Genomic DNA, 17,013 nt, shown 5'->3' on the forward strand with positions numbered 1-17,013 from the left:
CATGACCGATGCAGACCTCATTGACGCCCTCGGTGGCGCGACGACTTGCGCGAGGCTGCTGGGGCTTGCCCGGGGGCGCGTGGCGATGTGGCGCACGCGGGGGGCGATTCCCGCCGAGCATCATTTGGCCCTCTGGCGGATCGCATTGGAGCGAGAGATTGGCTGGGCGCCGCCGAATGCGGACGCCCTTCGGCAGTTGCTCGCCCGGCCCGGAATGGACCAGGCGAGGGTCGCCTAATCATGCCGCCGCCCAGCCATCGCGCTCAGCAGCAGGATGCAGACCGCCGCGAGCGCCGCCAGCAGGCCGCGCATGGCGAGGTCCGTGTCCCAGCCGGTGCGCGGCGGCCGAACCTCGGGGCAAAAGCGCCGGGCGGCTTCGAGGGCGGCCTGGCTGCCTCGGGGTGGCGGGTTGAGGCGGTCGACGGTGCATCGCCATTGCATCTCGGCCTCGGCGGCGGTGGGCTGCTGCGGGCCGGGCGGCCGTGCCTCCAGCAACCAGACGATGGCCAGCACCGCGGCGCCAGCGGCGGCGAGGCGGCCAATCCATGTGGCAAAGTCCTGCATCGCCGGTCATCCCTGCCGCCGGCTGGCGTAGTAGCGGGCATTGGACTCGGCGCGGCTGACCGCGTCGGCCTCCGCCAGCTGGTGCCCCTGCTGGCGGGTGCGGATCATCTCGGCGACCGCCGCGTCGGCGATCTCGGGCGCGTGTTTCTCGCGCAGGCGGGCGGCGATGGGGGCCATTTCGCGGCGCATCTCCTCCGCCTCTGCCAGCGCCGCCAGCTTCGCCAGATGGGCGGTGGCCGCCGCCGTTTCGCGTTGCAGCGCGCCGGCCGCCGCGTCGAAGCGGGCGGCGGCGGTGGCCAGCAGCAGAATCAGCAGCCCGGCAAAGCCGCCGGCATAGGCCAGGTCGTGCAAGGCCGGGTGCCACCACAGGCGGATGACGATCGCGCCGAGGATCGTCAGTGCGGCGATGGTCTGGGTGATGCGGGCGAGCGTGGTCAGGCCGGTGATGTCCGGGTTGTCGCCGCCGCTGTTGAACAGGGCGCGGATTCCGAAAAACAGGATGGCGACGGTGCCGAGGCCGATGGCCAGGGTCATGAGTTCCATGGGGCAGTCCTCCATTGCGGGGGCGCCACGATAGCCGGGATTGCGCATGGCGCGCATCCAAGCGCGTCAACACAGATGACGCATCCAAACAATGTTCGGGGGAGTGATCGCGATGCCGGGTGACTCGCTGGCGGACTGGGAAAAGTCCGGGCTGAAGGTGGTGGTGCGCCAGACCATCGACAATCTCGGCGGCTGGGATGTGGCGGAGGGGGTCGCCGGGCACGGCCGGGGGCATCTGCACGGGTTCACCAATGTGCATGCCTCCGCGTTTCTGCGGATCGATGACGCGGTGCGGCTGGATCGGGCGGCGGTGCAGGTCGGGCATCGGCCGCTGATCGTGGGGTTGATGGCGCGGCAGGTGGGGTATGTGGCGGTGCCGGTGCCGACGGGCGGCGAGTGCCTGTCCCGCGCGATGGCGGAGACGGTGCGCGCCTGCGCGGAGGCCGCCGCGTTGCAGCTGGAGGCGGCGGCGGATGGGGCGCTGACGGATGCGGAGCGCGCCGGGATCGGCGGGCCGCTGGATGCGCTGATCGCCGCGGCGATGGAGGCAAGGGCGGTGCTGGCGGGGCCGAAGCTGGCGAGCTTTCCGGGGTTCGGGAAGGTGGCGCGGCCGTGACAGCGGCCGATCTCGAAGCCGAAGCGCGCTACGACGCGGCGGCGGTGCTGCTGCAACTGGAAGGCGGCGGGAACCTCTGGGGTGCGGAGGTGCTGCTGGAATTCGCGGCGCGGCGGGACAAGGGGTTTGCGCCGGCGCTGGCGCAGTTTCGCGCGGGCGATGTGGCGGGCGGCGCGGATCGGATGTGGGACCTGCTGGGTTCCGTCGCGCGGGTTGTGGTTTCCGGCCAGTCGCCGTCGCGCACCGTCACCTTCCTGAAAGCGACAGCCCTTGGCAAGACTGAGGCCTTGGCGATCGGCGGCGAGGTGCTGGCGCGATGATCGGCGATCCGGAGGGCGTGTTTCGGCATTGGCAGCGCGGCTCCGCGCCCTGGCTGCGTGATCGGCTTGGTCCGACGTGGTGGCGGTTCCGGGATGTGCTTGCGTTGGCGCCTGTTCGGGCGGTCGGTGCGTATCATTTCGAGGTGCTGCCCGCAGGCGCGGCGGAGGCGCGAAATGTGCGGCCTATCGTTGCGGTCCGGGCGGGCATTCCTGATCGCTGGATGGTGGTCGGCGACGACGGCTTCGGGATCGCCTACCCCGCCGAGTTTGCCGACCCAGTCAGCGGGCTCCCACGCGATCACGAAGAGATCGACCTTTGCTGCCTGCTGTCGGGGGCGGAGGTTGTGGACCTGCTGGCCTGCGATTTCCGCCTTTCCAGGCCGCCCCGTGCCTTGACGGGCATGGCCTCCGCGCTCGGCGATCCGCATGGGGAGGTGGCGATGCGGGCGACCGAATCCGCGCCGCTGCGCGTCGCCGCCAGCGTGGCGGATGTGCTGTTCGGTGGGCGGGTCGCGGTGCTGCCGCTGGGCGATGATGCGGCGCGCGCGGCCTATCTGCGCGGGGCGGCGGCGGTGACGGCGCCGGACCTGGCCTCGGCGCGGGCGATGAAGAAACTGCTGGAGGTGCCTGTGGCGATGCCAAAGCTGTTCGTCGCGGCATGACCTCCTCCGAAAAAATCGTGCCCTTCGGGGAGATGGAGCGCGCCGCGAAGAAGGAACGCCGCAAGCGCGCGCGGGAAGCTGACGACGCGCCGGAGGATGGCGGCGACGGCGGCGAGGGCGGGCGGATCGTCGTCGATTGGGATGGCTGCCCCGTCACCTGTATCGGGCACGGCAAGGGGGTGTATTTCTTCCTCGATTCCTCGGGGCAGTTCCGGGAGCTGCGCTCGCGCGATCTGTTCGGCAAGCCGGAGCTGCTGGCGATGTTCGGCGGCGATGACCGCTGGCTGAAGAAGCATTTCTTCGCGCTGGGGGATGATGGCCGGAAGCGGGTTTCGGTGAGTGGTGCGGCGCAGGCGCTGCAACGGCGCTGCCATGTGATGGGCGTCTTCGATCCCGAGGTGGTGGAGATTCGTCAGCCCGGCATCTGGGCGGATGAGGCGGGGCGGCCGGTGGCGCATCTCGGCGATGTGCTGGCGATGCCGGATGGGTCGCTGGTCGATGCCGGCGGACGGCATGACGGCGTGATCTATGAGCGGCGCGGTGCGGCGCCCCGGCCGGCGCGGCCCTGCGCGGCGGCGGAGATCGCGCATCTGTTGGAGCGGATCCAGGACATCTGGCTTTTTCGAGACGGGCCGGCGGGGGCGATGCTGGTGCTCGGCCATGTCGCGATGGCGCTGCTGGGTGCGGCGGCGGAGTGGCGCGCGAACCTGTTCCTGCTGGGTGATTCGGGCTCGGGCAAATCCGAGTTGATGGCGCTGATGCGCGCCTTGCAGATCGTGCATGTCTACAGCAACGACACCTCCCGCGCCGGGCTTGTCGCGCGCATCACGATGCGGCCGGGGCCGATCCATGTCGAAGAGGCGGTGCAGGGTGACAAGGGTGGCGCGAAGGAGCTGCTGAACCTGATGCTGCCGGCGACGGGCGGCAAGGGATCGGAGGGGTATCGCGCGCGGGCCGATGGCACGGGGCGTGGCTTCCGGGTGCTCGGCGCGGTGTGTTTCGCCGCGATCCATCCGCCGCCGATGCAGGTGGAACACCGCAACCGCTTCACCGAAATCAACCTGATGCCGCCGCGCGACGGGCAGAGCGCGAAGGAGTCGATCTCCGAATTGCGCAGCCATGCGCGCAAGCTGGCGCCGGCCCTGTTCGGGCGCGTGCTGGCGGGCTTTCCGCGCTGGGTGGCGACGCTGGCGACGCTGCGCGGGGCGCTGCTGCGGCATGGATGCTCGCCACGGGATTCGGACCAGCTCGGCTCGCTGCTGGCGGGGTGGTGGATTTTGTCGTCGGACGCGCTGCCCTCGGAGGCGGAGGCGAAGGGGCTGGTGGCGATGTGCGCGGCCTACATTCCCGAGCAGGCGATGGTGCGGGAGGAATCGGCGGCGCGGCGCGCCTGGCTGGCGCTGGCCACCACCTCCGTCACGCTGCGATCCGGCACGCAAAGGCGGCAGATCGGGGAGCTGGTGCGGGATGCGCTGCGCGAGGATATCGGGCTGGCCTCGGCGGCGGAGACTGAGTTGCGACAATGGGGGATGCGAACGGACAGCCTCTCGCCGGAGGATGCGGTTCGGCTGCTGCGGGACATCGATGACACGCAGGTCCGCAAATGGCCGCTGGTCGGGGTGTGGTTCGGGCGCAAGCATTCGGAGTTGCAGCGGCTGTTCGACAAGACGGCGAGCCCTGGGGAGGCCTGGTGGCGGGCGATGCAGTCGCAGCCGGGGGCGTGGCGCGGGCTGAAGAATATCCGGATCGGGGATGTGGCGAGCGGGGCTTTCTTCGTGTCCCGCGATGCGCTGGGCGGGCTGCCCCCCGCGCCCCCGGAAGGGGAGGCGCCTCCGGTTTTGTGAGACGGCTCACGCGGGCTCACAGCGAAACGCCAGTCGTAGCAACGGGTGTGAGTTTGTGAGTTTGTGAGGTCGCGCGCGCGTAGGCGCGAAGGTCGGAAGGGCAGGGCCGGCTTTGTTGGTGTGCTTAAGGGGTGGCAACTCACAAACTCACAAACTCACAATATCAATATAAATGAATGAATAGAGATAGTTAGCTTGTGAGTTGGTGTGAGGCGGCGTGAGGTTTCGGAAAGGGGCGGGCGATGAAGCGGGTGGCGATGGCGGGCGTGGTGGCAGGCGAGGCCTTCGTGCTGGCGGAGGATGCGAAGTCGGCCAGTCTGGCAGGGGCTTGCGAGGTGCGGGCCAGGGTGCGGCACGCGCATATCATCGATGAGCTGGCGGAGGATGGGCGGCTGCGCGCGCACCAGGTGGCGGCGGCGCGGGACATCGAGGCCTATGTCGCGGGATGGATCGTGCCGATCGGGCGCAGCTCGGGCGGGATGGCGGAGCGGGTGGATGGGGGCGGGGCGGCGGGCGGCGGGGAGCCGGCGTCGGTGCGGCTGCGGGCGGCGCGGTATCGGGCCTGGGCGGAGTGGGCGGAGGGGCAGAGGGTCAAGCCGGAGCTGAGCCTGCTGACCATCACGCTCAAGCTTTGCGTGGATGGGTGGACGCCTCGCGCGATCCGGCGGGAGTACGGGATGGATGACGGGCGGGCGCTGCGGCTGATCCAGGAAGGCCTGCTGCACTACGCGGACTTGGCGGGGTGGGTGGAGGACCGCGAAGCCGCTTGACGCGGCACGGCACGAAGGGGTATCGGTTCGGCATGATGGAGTTGCGCGCCCGGCCGGGGAAATTCGGCCGGGCGTTCGCGTTTGCGGGCCTCCATGTCGCATTTGGCCCTTTACAAGGCCGAATGTCGCATTTCGGGCTTGACGGCCTCTGGTTGGCACGCCGCTTGCCGGCGGTGGGTCCCTCTGGCGCTCCGGCTAATACGGTGAGAATGCCCGCCCGGGTTCGGCAGTGGGGTGGTTCAGAAAAACGGTTCAGTGGGGTTCAGCATGGCGGGGGAGGTTAAGCCTGCCGTCGGCGTCGTCACCAAGGCGCGCTATGCCGAGCATCGCGGGTGCTCCGCCGCCTACATCTCCAAGCTCATCCGGCAGGAGCGGTTGGCGGCGCCGGCGCTGATGGCCAACGGGCGCATCAACGTCATCCTGGCGGACCAGATGCTGGGCGCGCCCGGCGCCGACGAGCTGGAATTCGCGCCCGCCGCGGCGCTGCCCACATCATCCCCCATCTCCGCCCGCGCCGAGCGGGAGTACGCGCAGGCGCGCATCGCCCGGGTGCGGGCCGATGAGATGGAGGGCCTGCGGCTGACGCGGGCCAGTGTCGAGGCGCGCGTATTCGACCTGCTGCGCCGTCTACGCGATGAGCTGCTGGCCTGGCCCGAGACCATCGCGCCGCAGTTGGTGCCGATGACCAGCGACCGCCTGGTCGCCGATGCCTTGCGCACGGACCTCGAAGACAAGCTGACCCGCCTCGCCGAGAACCTGGAGGATCTAGCCCGCCATGAGCCCGCCGCCGAGGATGGCGGCGCCGCCTGAAGCCACTGCCGTCTTCGGCGCAGCGGCGCGGGCGCTGCGCCCGAACCCGCGACGCAACGTCGCCGAATGGGCCGAGGCGGAGCGCGTGGTCTCGGCGGAGTCGGGCTCCCCCTGGCCGGGCCGGTGGAGCACGGCGCGCGTGCCCTACCTGCGCGAGATCATGAAGAAGTTGAGCCTCTCCCACCCCGCCAGGCGCGTCACCTTCCGCAAGTCGGCGCAGATCGGTGGCAGCGAGTGCGGCGTCAACATGCTGGGCCAGATCATGGCCGAGACGCCGGCGCCGGTGCTGGTGGTGCTGCCGACCGATGGCGAGGCGGCCGACTACAACCGCCTGAAGCTGGACCCGACGATCCGCGAAACCCCCGCACTACGCAGCCAGGTGAAGGACCAGACCAGCCGGGATGAACGGGGGTCGACCAGCTTCTTCAAGCGGTTCCCGGGCGGCTACCTGCAACTGGTCGGCGCGAACACGCCGAAGAAGCTGGAGATGCGGACCGCGCGGGTGATCCTGTTCGAGGAAATCTCGAAGTATCCGCGAAATGTCGAGGGGCGCGGCAGCCCCATCAAGCTCGCCCTGTCGCGGACCGACATGTACACCGGCCGCGAGAAGATCTTCGATTGCTCCACCCCGCATGTGAAGGGGCAGTGCGAGGTATCCTCGGAATACGAGCTGGGCAGCAAGGCCGCCTTCCATGTGCCCTGCCCGCATTGCGGCTTCGGCCAGGAACTGTTGTTCGCCAACCTGCGCTTCGACAGCGAGGCGGATGAGCCGGACAGCGCGGAATATTTCTGCCAGTCGCCGCTGTGTGGGGAGGCCATCGCGCCGCACCAAAAGGAAGCGATGATGACGGCCGGCGCCTGGGTGCATGAGCGACCGGAGCTGGAGAACATCCACCCGAGCTACCGGATCAACATCCTGTACTCGCCGGTGGTGCCCTGGGTGGATGTGGCGCGCCGGTACCAGAAGGCGCGGAAGGACCCGACCGGCGGGTTGCGGCCGTTCTACCAGCAGGCGCTCGGCGAGCCCTGGGACGAAGCCTTTGACCTGCCGAAGGCGGACATCCTGCTGGCCCGTGGCGACGCCTGGCCGGTCAAGCGCATCCCACCCGGGGTGCTGTTCCTGGCCGGCGGCACCGACGTGCAGGGCAATCGCCTGGTCTGGGCGGTGTGGGGCTTCGACCGCAACTTCGGCCAGTGGCTGATCGAGACGGGCGAGCTGCACGGCGATCCGACGCAGGACCTGGTCTGGCGCCAGCATGAGGCCCTGCTGGGCCGAAGCTGGCGCGATGCCTGGGGGCGGGAGGTCAGGCCGCGTAGCTGGGGAATCGACTCGGGCTACCTGTCCGGCCACGTCTATCGGCACGTCCTGATGCAGGCCGGACGCCACCCGTTCCAGGTCATGGCGTTGGACGGCCGCGAAAAATGGGGCCTGCCGCCCATCGGTAAGGAAAGCTGGCGCCCGGTCCGTTCGCCGGGCCAGGAACACATCCCGCCGGAACAACTGCCGAAGTGTCCGATCTATCCGGTGGGCACCTGGGACCTGAAGTCGGAACTTGCCTCCGCGATCCGGCTGACGGAGCGCGGTCCGGGGCCGGAAGGCTGGTCGCCCGGCGCGCTGCGCTGGAACGGCCAGATGGTGGACCGGGCCTGGATCGAAGAATTGCTCGCCGAGCGATTCATGGAGGACCCGAAGACCGGAAAGCGGGTCTGGGCGCGGCTCGCCGCCCGCAACGAGGCCTGGGACCTGGCCGTCTATACCCGCGCCCAGGCGCGGGCGATGTCGATGTCCCTGACCGCCGAGGACTGGGATGCGCTGATCGCGGAGACACAGGGCGCCCCCGAAGCCGCGCAGGGCGACCTGCTGGCCATGGTGACGCCCAGCCTGAAGGCGGAGGCCGAGGCCGCGAGGCGCGGGCAGGCGGAGCGCGAGAGACTCAACGAGGCGGAGCCCGAGGCGCCGCCGCCCAACATGACCGCGTGGGGCCCCGCACCGAGCTGGACGGGAGGCGCCGCCTGGTGAGGACCCCGCATGACCGCCTTCACCCTGGCCCATCTGACCGCGATGAAAACGCAGTACGCCCGTGGCGTGCTGCGCGTGACGACGCCGGATGGCACCACGGTGCAGTACGAGAGCCTGGACGCCCTCGGCCGCGCCATTTCGATGGTGGAGGCCGAGCTGGTCAGCGCCGGCCTGCTGACCCCGCCCGGCGGCCCGGGCGTGCGCTATGCGACCTGGGATCGGGGGTGAGGCATGCCGGTCCTGGAACGCCTGATCGAATGGTTCAGCCCCGCCGCGGCGCATGAGCGGGCGGTGCACCGCGCGCAGCTGGCGCAGATTCGCGGCTACGCGGCCGGGGAATCGGGGCGGCTGACGCAGGACTGGCAGCCCACGGGGCTGTCGCCCAACCAGGTCTTGCAGGCCGGCGCGCCGCTGATGCTGCGCCGGGTGCGGGACCTGGGGCGCAACAATGCCTGGGCCGCCGCCGCCCTGCGCCGCCTGCCTGCCGCCATCGTCGGCACGCAGGTGACGGCCAGCGTGGCCGAGAAGGGCAAGCGGGTGCGCCAGGCGGTGGCGGATGACTGGTCGTGGTTCCGCGAACAGGGCAATGCCAGCGGTGCCCGCGCGGCCAACTGGGATGCCGAGGTCGCGCGCATGGTGCGCACCATCGTGGAGACGGGCGATTGCCTGGTGGTGTGGAACTTCCGCCCCTCCGCCGAGAATCGCCGCATCCCGCTGACCTGGCGGGCGCTGCCGCCGGATTACATCGATGCGCTGCGCATCCAGCCGCAGGGCCGCGACAACACGGTGATCGGCGGGGCGGAGGTCGACCCGGACGGGGTGACGGTGGGCTGGTGGCTGTATGACCGGCATCCGCTGGACACCATCAACGCCCGCCTGCCGCAAAGCCGGTTCTACCCGGCCGATCAGGTGGACCTGCTGCACGAAGCGCTGTGGCTGGGCCAGCGGCGCGGCGTGCCCTGGTTGTCGCCGGTGGCCGTCGATATCGATGACATGGCCCAGAACGACAAGGCCGCCATCTGGAAGGCCCGCATGGCGTCCAGCCTCGCTTTGGTGCGCACCCGCGCGGGTGTGGCCGGGACGCCGCTTGGTGCGCCCGGCAAGGATACGAAAGGGCGGGACACGTTGCAGCTTTCGCCGGCGGCGGTGCTGGACGTTGCGCCGGGCGAGACCGTTTCTCAGATCACGCCGCCGCCCGACGAGAACTTCCGGATGTTCTGGGACACGCGGATATTCGCCATCGCGGCGGGTATCGGCCTGCCGGCGCACATGATTTCGGGTGACCTTTCCAAGGCCAACTACAGCAGCCTGCGCGAGGGCAAGCTGTTGTTCTGGGACCTGGTCGACCAGTGGCAGTGGCACATGGTCTACGACCAGTTGCTGCGCGGCGCCTGGCGCCGGTTCGGGGAGGCACGCTTCGCGGCGGGCCGGACCACGGGCGGCATCGCGCCGGCCGTCGAATGGGCCTTCCCGAAGCGCCCCTGGGTGGACCCGAAAAAGGACATCGAGGCGGTGGAAGCCGAACTCGACCTGGGCCTGACCACCTGGCCCGATGCGGTCGCCGCGCGCGGCATGGATCCGGAAGATCAGGCGGCGCGGATCGAGGAATGGAACGAAAGGCTGGTGGGCCTGGGCATGCCGGTGGGGCGTGGCCGGGTGCAGCGGCCGAAATCCACGACCGGGACGGCGCAGCCGGAAGGTGGCGCGTGAAGCCGCCGCCGCTGAACTGAGAGGACAGAGACATGCCCGAAGCCCAGGCGGCGCCGGAAGGCGCGGTGCTGACCCGTCGCGCGCCGCGCGCGGGCGACAATGCCGTGCGCCTGCTGGCGGATGCGGCGCTGGCCTTCGCCCCGGCCAGCTACAATGCCGATACGGGCGAGGTCGACGTGGTGTGGTCCACCGGCGCGGCCGTGCGGCGCTTCGACTGGTGGGACGGCACCTATTACGACGAGGAGCTGGACCTGGCCGGCGCGGACCTGTCGCGTTTCCAGGCCGGGGCGCCGCTGCTGCTGGACCACTGGGCTGAAGTCCGGAACCTGGTCGGCAGCATCGCCCCCGGCAGTGCCCGAGTCGAAGGCAACCAGGGCACGGCCCGGCTGCGCTTCGACCGTACCAGCGAGGAGGGCCAGATGGCGGAGGCCAAGGTGGCCGCCGGCCATCTGCGCCACGTCTCGATCGGCTACCGGGTGCAGACCTGGGAAAAGATCGAGGCGCAGGGCCAGGTGCCGCGCTGGATCGCGCGCGCCTGGATCCCGCACGAGGTCAGCTTCGTGCCGGTCCCCGCCGATGCGGGCGCCGGCACGCGGAGCGCCTGCGGCGCGCCGCCGCAACCCGAACCCACCACCACCACCCGGGCGCCCGGCGCCCATATCCCGGAGGGGCAGATGCCCGACGAGACCCAGACGCCGGCCGCTCCCGCGACCGAAACCCCCGAAGACGCCCGCAAGGCGGAGCGCGCGCGCTCCGCCGAAATCCGCAAGCGCGCCCGCGCGCTGAACCTGGGCGAGCCGCTGATCGACGAAATGTGCGACAGCGGCCTGACCGTGGAACAGGCCGCGATGCGCATGACCGACGAGCTGGCCAAGCGCACTCCGGCGCCGCCGCCGGCCAATCCGCGGGTGGAGATGGGCCAGGACCACACGGACCCGGCGGAAATCCGCACGGCCATGGCCCAGGCCATCGCCGCCGCGCACCAGCCCAGCTTCAAGGTCACCCATGCCCGCGCCGCCGAATATCGCGGCTGGCGCCCCTCCGACATGGCGGCGGAGCTGCTGCGCGCGCGGGGCGAGCGGGTGATCCCGAAGGCGCGGGAGGAACTGGCGGACCTGGCCTTCGGCACCCGCAACATGCTGGGCACCACGGACTTCCCGCTGCTGATGGCCGCCGCCACCAACATGATGCTGATGGCGGACTACATGCAGGCGACGCCGACCTATCGCCGCATCTTCGCCCAGCGGAACTTCAACGACTTCAAGGAACACCAGTTCCTCCAGGCCGGCGACTTCCCCCAGCTGCTGGAGCTGGGCGAGCATGGCGAGATCAAGTCCGGCGCCATGTCGGAGAAGAAGGAGGTCGTCAGCCTCAAGACCTTCGCGCGCCGGATTTCCGTGACGCGCAAGCTGCTGGTGAATGACAGCCTGGGCGCCTTCGCCGATTTCGGTCGGCTGATCGGCCGTCGCGTGCTGGATTTCGAGAACGCCACCGCCTTCGCCAAGCTGGCGGAGAACAGCGGCGCCGGCCCGACGCTGCTGGAAGGCGCCGCGGCGATGATGACCACGGGGCGCGGCAATCGCGCGACCTCCGGCGGCGCCATCGATGTCACCACCATCAGCGCCGGCCGCACGGCGATGATGGGCTTCACCAGCCTCGATGGCCTGAAGCTCAACATCGTGCCGCGCATCCTGCTGACCGGCCCGGCCTATCTGACCGTGGCCGAGCAGTTCACCGCCGCCGGCGTGCAGCCGGCCGAGGCGGCGAAGGTCAATCCCTTCGCGGGGCGGCTGGAGCCGGTGGCGGATGCGAATGTGACCGGCAACAAGTGGTACCTGTTCGCCGAGCCCGGCCAGCACCCGGCCTTCGTCTACGGCTACCTCGGCGGGCAGCAGGGGCCGATGGTCGCGGCCGGGCCGCAGCGCGGCGTGGATGGCTTCGAGGTCGAGGTGAAGCTCGACTTCGCCGTCGGCGGCATCGACTGGCGCAGCGCCTATTTCAACCCCGGCGCCTGACGGCGCGGCGCGCGCCGCGGCGCGCGCCTTCCATCCCCTCCGTCCCGTGGAAGGACATTTCGGTCATGGCGAAGAATATCGTTCAGGAAGACGGCGACATCATCGACACGGTGGCGCCCTATGCCGTTGCCTCCGGTGCCGGAGCCCTGGTGGGCGCCATGTTCGGCGTGGCGATGCATGCCGCCGAATCCGGCGCCCCCCTGGCGCTGAAGACGCGCGGCGTGGTGACGCTGCCCAAGCCCGGCTCCGGTGCGATGACGCGCGGCGCGAAGGTCTATTGGGATGACACCGGCAAGCAGATCACGACCAGTGCGACCAGCAACACGCTGGCCGGCGTCGTGACCACGCCGGTGGCCGATGGCGTGACGTCTGTGGATATCCGCCTGAACGGGAGTTTCTGAGGCCGTGGCCGATCCGGCGGCGCGGCGCGGCATTGCCCCGGCCGCGCCGCCGATCGCAGCGGACCTGCCCGTTGGCGGCATCATGGTGGGCATGCCCTGCTATGGTGGGGTGCTGTTAGACCATGCGCTGCATGGGCTGATGGAATTGCAGATGGCCTGCCACATCCGTGGCATCCCCTTCTGCACCACGACCATCCGAAACGAAAGCCTGGTGCAGCGTGCCCGCAACCGCTGCGTCGCGGAATTCCTGGCCCGGCCCGGCTTTAGCCATCTGCTGTTCGTCGACGCCGATATCGGCTTCACCGCCGAGGCCGCCTTCCGGCTGATCGCGCATGACGTGCCGCTGATCGGCGGCCTGTACCGGCGCAAGACCCTGGCGGCCAGCGACTGGTGCTGGAACCGGATGCCGGCCGACCAGGAAAAGCGGAATCCGGTGACCGGCGCCGTCAGCTGCGCGGCGGTCGGCACCGGCTTCCTGCTGATCCAGCGCGGCACGATCAACCGGATGATCCGCGCGACGCTGCGGCGGGGCAGGAAGGGCCAGCCCCTGACGAGCCCGCTTCGCTACCTGCCCGGCCCCGGCGATGCAGGCGCCTGGCGCGACCACACATATGCGCTGTTCGATTGCTGGATCGATGAGGCCGGAAACTACCTCTCGGAAGACTTTGCCTTTTGCCGTCGCTGGCGCGACCTGGGCGGCGATGTCTGGGCTGATCCGGCGGTGCAGCTGACGCATAGCGGCACGGCGACCTTCGAAGGCGACGCCTGGGGAGACCTGCGATGAACGACGCGATCGCCGCGATGCTGCGCGACGTCGCCGCCGACCCGAATGTCGGCGTCGACGCCAGGTGGACGTCCCGTGAGGGTGGGCCGCATCTGGACGTGCGCGTGGTGCCCTCCAGCCCCGAACAGGCCTTCGGCACCGGCACCACCCCGATGATGGGCGTGCAGGTCGTGGTCATGCTGCCGGCGGACGCGCTGCCGGGGCGACCGGAAGCGGGCGACCTGCTGGCCTTTTCCGGCCTGTCCTACAAGATTTCTAGCATCTCGCAGGATCCGCGCGGCACCAGCTTCGCCCTCGGCCTCAAGCGGCAACTGAGCGATGGCTGAAATCCCGATCCGCGAGGCCGCCTTCGTGGCGATCGAAGCTGCGCTGGTTGCGGCGGCGCTGACCAGCCTCGGCTATCCGCTGGCGGTGGAGCGCAACCGGGCCGATCCGGTCGGCGAGGGCGAGATGCCGCGCCTGGTGCTGCATGACGGGGACCAGGAGCCCGAGGAAGGCGACACGCTCGAAGCCCGCCACGCCTGCCGTGGCCTGCTGGAAGGCTATCTGGTGGGAGAGACGACGGCGCAGGTCGCGACCGCCATCAACCTGCTGCATGCGCAGGTGGTGCGCGCCCTGGTGCGGCCTGGTGGCGCGGCGCAGCCCATGGCGATTCCGCTGGGCGACGGCATCCACGACATCCAGATCCTGGAAGGCGCGCTGCGCGTCGAGGTTGCCAGCGTGACGGAAAGTGAGGCGCCCATGGCCTCCTTCCTGCTGGAACTGAATTTCGATCTGCGGACGCCCTGGGGCGACCCCTTCATCACCATCCCCTGAACGCGGAGACCATCGCATGTCCACCTTCGAACGGTCCCGCACGGGGTCGGCGCTCGCGCTCAAGCTGCAATCCACCGATGATGTGGACGCCATCGACGGCACGCCCGCGGCCGGCGACTGGGTCGATGCCAGCTTCGATCCGCGCGTGCTGGTGCAGCAGGTGCAGGATACCAGCTACACCGGCAGCCTGGACGGCGCACCGCCCATCGTCGGCGGCGCCTCCATCGCCGTGCCGATCCGGATGATGCTGCGCGGCGCCGGCGCGGCAGGAGCGGAGCCGGAGATCGCGCGGTTGCTGCTGGCTGCGAGCCTCAAGCCCACCGCCACCGCCGCGGCCGTGGGCGCACCCACCGCCGCGACGGCCGGCACCACCACCACGGCGACGCTGGCCGATCCCTTTGCCGCAACGGCGGACCTCTACGCCGGCATGCCCATCACCTTGTCGGGCGAGCCGGTGGTGCCGCGCACCACCATGGTTACCGACTACAGCGTGGGGCGCGTCGCCACTCTGGGCCGCACCTTCGATCCGACGCTGGATACCGACACGCTGGCGCAGATCCCGATCAACAATCGCTACGCGCTGTCGGACCTCGAAACCGACTGGCAGCGGCTGACCGCCTATTTCTACTTTGCCGGGCAGTTAATGAAGACGATCAACTGCCATCTGTCCAACCCGGTGATCGAGCTGGCGGCGGGTCAGCCGGCCATGCTGTCCGGCACGCTGATCGGTGTGCTGGTGGCCAACCCGGCCGAGCAGGCCATGCCGGCCGGTGCAGCGACGGCCGCGGCGCTGCGTCTGCCGCCGCCGATCTGGATTGCCGGGGAGGCGCAGCTCGGCCGGTCCATCCTGCGCTGTGCCACCCTGTCCATCGGCCTCGGCACCGCGGTGGCGCTGCCGGAGAATCCGGAGAATGCGAACGGCTTCGACAGTGCGCAGATCACGGGTCGCGCGGTGTCCGCCAGCCTGGTGGCCTATGCCAACAGCACCAACAGCCCGACGCGCTTTGCCGCCTATCGGGCCGGCGGGCGCACCAACCTGTCCTGCATCCTCGGCAGCACGGCCGGCAACCGCTTCGGCATTGCCCTGCCGCTGCTGGCGATCGCGGACAACCAGCCGGGCGACCGCAACGGCCTGGGCGTCGACAACCTCACGCTCGTCAACGCCAAGCCCGGCGCAGGTTTTTTCCTCGCGTCGTTCTGACGCGGGGCGCGATCCGCCCGGCAGCGGCGATTCGGGTACCCGAAAGGCGGGCGGCATGCCGGTGCCGCCCGCCACCACCTCCTCCGGCAAGGGGATATGACGATGAATGGCTTTACCGTGCGCGACCGCATCACCGGATTTTCCGGCGTGGTGACGGGCGTGGTCGAATACCTGACCGGCTGCAACCAGGCGCTCGTGGTGCCAATGATGCAGCCGGATGGCAAGCTGCCCGAATCGCAGTGGTTCGATCTGCAGCGGCTGGATGTGGTGCCCGATGTGGCGCGGATCGTCCTGAGCAATGGGGCGACGCCGGGCTGCGACCGCGCGCCGCCGAAGCGGTGACGGCATGACCCATCCCATCCTGGCCGCGGGCCAGACGCGGGAGGTGCCGCTGGGCGGCACCTCCTACACCCTGCGCGCGCTGACGCATGCGCAGGTCTCCAGCATGCAGATGGCCGCCCTGGCCATGCCCCGTCCCGGGGAGGCCGTGGTCTCCGACGCCATGCGTGCGGCCTGCGAGGCGCGCGGCAAGGCGGAGCTGGCATCGGCCTTCGCCGAGCATGACGCGGCGCAGGATGCGCTCTCCGCGCTGTTTTTCACGCGGCCCTCGCTGGCTGACGCGGCCGGCCTGGCGGAGTGGACCGCGCAGAATGCGGCGGAGCTGCGGGCCGCGCAGCGCGCGGTGCTGGCGGCGGAGCGGCGCCGCGGCATGGCCGTCTATGCGGCGGAGGGCGATGCGGAGGTGATCCGCCTGCGGCAGGAACTGATCGACGCGGTGCAGTTCGAGACGGCCTGCATGGTCTCCGCCGGTGTCATCGCCATCGATGGCAAGGAAATCAAGATGACGGTGGACGAAGCCGGGCTGATGCCGGCGGGCCATGTCGCCGGCCTGGTCGCCGTGCTGCGGGAGATGGCGCAGCCGAATGGAGACGCGGTAAAAAACTGATCGCCGCCCTGCATCTGGCCCGCGCGCCTGGCGCCTTCGCCTGGGGCCTTCGCCCGCCGGAGGGCGGGTGGATCGTCACCGGGGAATGGGACGGGCGGCCGGTGCAGTGGTGGCACAACCCGCGCTACGTGCTGCCGAAGCCCTGGCGCCGCGTGGTGGATCTGTGGCGCTACAGCCAGGGCGGCATGGGCGGCGCCGGCTGGCTGCCGGAGGCGGGCGGTGTCGCCAGCCAGGCGGCCTGGTTGCTCTCCGCCTTCCAGGTGCTGGATGCGGAAAGCGCGCGCCTGGAAAAGCTGCGAACCCAGAAGGAGCCGTGATGGCGCGCATTCGTGCGACGATGACCGTTTCCGGCATGTCGGCCTCGACCGCGATAGAGGCGCAGGGGCGCCGCCAGTTGGCCGCGATTGAAGCGGGCATGGAAGGCGTGACGGAAGGCGTCCTGCTGGATCTGCGGCAGAACATCCGTGATGCCTTCCCGCGATCCAGCCGGCTGCCCACGACGATCACGGGGGAAGCTCGCGGGGCGGAGCGGGGGCTGCCGCCGGCCGCGCTGATCTATCCGCGGCGTGGCGCCAATGTCGCCGAGCTGCTGGAATCGCATACTGGCGCAACCATTACGCCGCGTGGCGGCAAGGCGCTGGCGATCCCGCTGCGCGGGGTGCCGCGCATCGGCTATCAGCGCCGGCGTCAGATGACGCCGGAACAATACCGCGCGACTTTTGGGCGGGACTCTCTGCATTTCGTGCCGGCACGGCCGGGCTCAAAAGCGTTGGGCTATCTGGCCGCGACGCGAAAGGCAGGGCGGGATTTCACGCGCGGCAAGCCCGGCACGCGCCGGAGCGGGCGGCAGCCGAAGCGGTACGATCTGCTGTTTGTGCTGGTGCGGGCGGTGGTGCTGCCGGCCCGCCTGAAGCCTCTGCCGATCATCGAAAAATGGGTGGAGCTGGCGCCGGTCTATATCGAACGGGCGGCCGCGCTGATTGGGGAATAG

Annotated in this window: 22 protein-coding genes; 20 read left to right on the plus strand and 2 right to left on the minus strand. The window is 70.1% G+C overall.

Annotated features, from left to right (window positions below):
• The first annotated feature begins 1 nt into the window (after position 1).
• Positions 2–238, plus strand: a complete 237-nt coding sequence (locus tag JJQ90_RS09695; protein WP_216874738.1) for a carph-isopro domain-containing protein — start codon at positions 2–4, stop codon at positions 236–238.
• Here JJQ90_RS09695 and JJQ90_RS09700 read toward each other — a convergent pair.
• Both JJQ90_RS09700 and JJQ90_RS09705 read right to left on the minus strand, forming a co-directional pair.
• Positions 235–564: a hypothetical protein gene (locus tag JJQ90_RS09700; protein WP_216874740.1), complete on the minus strand. Its 330-nt coding sequence runs from the start codon at positions 562–564 to the stop codon at positions 235–237. The genes JJQ90_RS09695 and JJQ90_RS09700 overlap by 4 nt on opposite strands.
• Before the next feature lie 6 nt (positions 565–570).
• Positions 571–1,107 (minus strand): hypothetical protein, encoded by a 537-nt coding sequence (locus JJQ90_RS09705; protein WP_216874742.1) that lies wholly within the window; start codon positions 1,105–1,107, stop codon positions 571–573.
• A 112-nt stretch (positions 1,108–1,219) separates the two neighbouring features.
• Between JJQ90_RS09705 and JJQ90_RS09710 the strand changes: the two genes are divergently transcribed.
• The 19 genes from JJQ90_RS09710 (at position 1,220) to JJQ90_RS09800 (ending at position 17,013) form a co-directional block, all read left to right on the plus strand.
• Complete coding sequence (locus tag JJQ90_RS09710) at positions 1,220–1,723, plus strand: phage regulatory CII family protein (RefSeq protein ID WP_216874744.1); 504 nt, start codon at positions 1,220–1,222, stop codon at positions 1,721–1,723.
• On the plus strand, positions 1,720–2,043 hold the full coding sequence (locus JJQ90_RS09715) for a hypothetical protein (protein WP_216874746.1): 324 nt from the start codon (positions 1,720–1,722) through the stop codon (positions 2,041–2,043). The genes JJQ90_RS09710 and JJQ90_RS09715 overlap by 4 nt, the downstream gene beginning before the upstream one ends.
• 176 nt (positions 2,044–2,219) lie before the next feature.
• Positions 2,220–2,705 (plus strand): hypothetical protein, encoded by a 486-nt coding sequence (locus JJQ90_RS09720; protein ID WP_216874748.1) that lies wholly within the window; start codon positions 2,220–2,222, stop codon positions 2,703–2,705.
• Positions 2,702–4,549 (plus strand): hypothetical protein, encoded by a 1,848-nt coding sequence (locus JJQ90_RS09725; protein WP_216874750.1) that lies wholly within the window; start codon positions 2,702–2,704, stop codon positions 4,547–4,549. Before JJQ90_RS09720 ends, JJQ90_RS09725 begins: the two co-directional genes overlap by 4 nt.
• Before the next feature lie 242 nt (positions 4,550–4,791).
• Entirely contained in the window at positions 4,792–5,319 is a 528-nt protein-coding gene (locus tag JJQ90_RS09730) for a hypothetical protein (RefSeq protein ID WP_216874752.1), read from the plus strand.
• Between the two features lie 267 nt (positions 5,320–5,586).
• A complete protein-coding gene (locus JJQ90_RS09735) occupies positions 5,587–6,129 on the plus strand; it encodes a hypothetical protein (protein WP_216874754.1) in 543 nt (180 codons plus the stop codon).
• Positions 6,095–8,149: a phage terminase large subunit family protein gene (locus JJQ90_RS09740; protein WP_216874756.1), complete on the plus strand. Its 2,055-nt coding sequence runs from the start codon at positions 6,095–6,097 to the stop codon at positions 8,147–8,149. Before JJQ90_RS09735 ends, JJQ90_RS09740 begins: the two co-directional genes overlap by 35 nt.
• A gap of 9 nt (positions 8,150–8,158) precedes the next feature.
• Positions 8,159–8,377, plus strand: coding sequence for a phage head-tail joining protein (locus JJQ90_RS09745; protein WP_216874758.1), 219 nt, complete (start codon positions 8,159–8,161; stop codon positions 8,375–8,377).
• Positions 8,378–8,380: 3 nt separating this feature from the next.
• Positions 8,381–9,859 carry a phage portal protein gene (locus JJQ90_RS09750; protein ID WP_216874760.1) on the plus strand — a complete coding sequence of 493 codons (1,479 nt, stop codon included), beginning with the start codon at positions 8,381–8,383 and terminating at the stop codon, positions 9,857–9,859.
• 32 nt (positions 9,860–9,891) lie between these two features.
• A complete protein-coding gene (locus JJQ90_RS09755; RefSeq protein ID WP_216874762.1) occupies positions 9,892–11,874 on the plus strand; it encodes a prohead protease/major capsid protein fusion protein in 1,983 nt (660 codons plus the stop codon).
• A 65-nt stretch (positions 11,875–11,939) separates the two neighbouring features.
• Entirely contained in the window at positions 11,940–12,275 is a 336-nt protein-coding gene (locus JJQ90_RS09760; protein WP_216874764.1) for a DUF2190 family protein, read from the plus strand.
• A gap of 4 nt (positions 12,276–12,279) precedes the next feature.
• Positions 12,280–13,059, plus strand: a complete 780-nt coding sequence (locus JJQ90_RS09765) for a hypothetical protein (RefSeq protein ID WP_216874766.1) — start codon at positions 12,280–12,282, stop codon at positions 13,057–13,059.
• Positions 13,056–13,385, plus strand: a complete 330-nt coding sequence (locus JJQ90_RS09770) for a head-tail joining protein (protein ID WP_216874768.1) — start codon at positions 13,056–13,058, stop codon at positions 13,383–13,385. The genes JJQ90_RS09765 and JJQ90_RS09770 overlap by 4 nt, the downstream gene beginning before the upstream one ends.
• Entirely contained in the window at positions 13,378–13,875 is a 498-nt protein-coding gene (locus JJQ90_RS09775; RefSeq protein ID WP_216874770.1) for a hypothetical protein, read from the plus strand. Before JJQ90_RS09770 ends, JJQ90_RS09775 begins: the two co-directional genes overlap by 8 nt.
• A 16-nt stretch (positions 13,876–13,891) precedes the next feature.
• Positions 13,892–15,076, plus strand: coding sequence for a phage tail tube protein (locus tag JJQ90_RS09780; protein WP_216874772.1), 1,185 nt, complete (start codon positions 13,892–13,894; stop codon positions 15,074–15,076).
• A 102-nt stretch (positions 15,077–15,178) separates the two neighbouring features.
• A complete protein-coding gene (locus JJQ90_RS09785) occupies positions 15,179–15,418 on the plus strand; it encodes a hypothetical protein (protein WP_216874774.1) in 240 nt (79 codons plus the stop codon).
• 4 nt (positions 15,419–15,422) lie between these two features.
• Entirely contained in the window at positions 15,423–16,022 is a 600-nt protein-coding gene (locus tag JJQ90_RS09790; protein ID WP_216874776.1) for a hypothetical protein, read from the plus strand.
• A 101-nt stretch (positions 16,023–16,123) separates the two neighbouring features.
• Complete coding sequence (locus tag JJQ90_RS09795; RefSeq protein WP_216874778.1) at positions 16,124–16,339, plus strand: hypothetical protein; 216 nt, start codon at positions 16,124–16,126, stop codon at positions 16,337–16,339.
• Positions 16,336–17,013, plus strand: a complete 678-nt coding sequence (locus JJQ90_RS09800; protein ID WP_216874780.1) for a hypothetical protein — start codon at positions 16,336–16,338, stop codon at positions 17,011–17,013. The genes JJQ90_RS09795 and JJQ90_RS09800 overlap by 4 nt, the downstream gene beginning before the upstream one ends.

It is taken from the genome of Falsiroseomonas oleicola (genome assembly GCF_019029495.1).
In the GTDB taxonomy this organism is placed as follows: Bacteria; Pseudomonadota; Alphaproteobacteria; order Acetobacterales; family Acetobacteraceae; genus Falsiroseomonas; species Falsiroseomonas oleicola.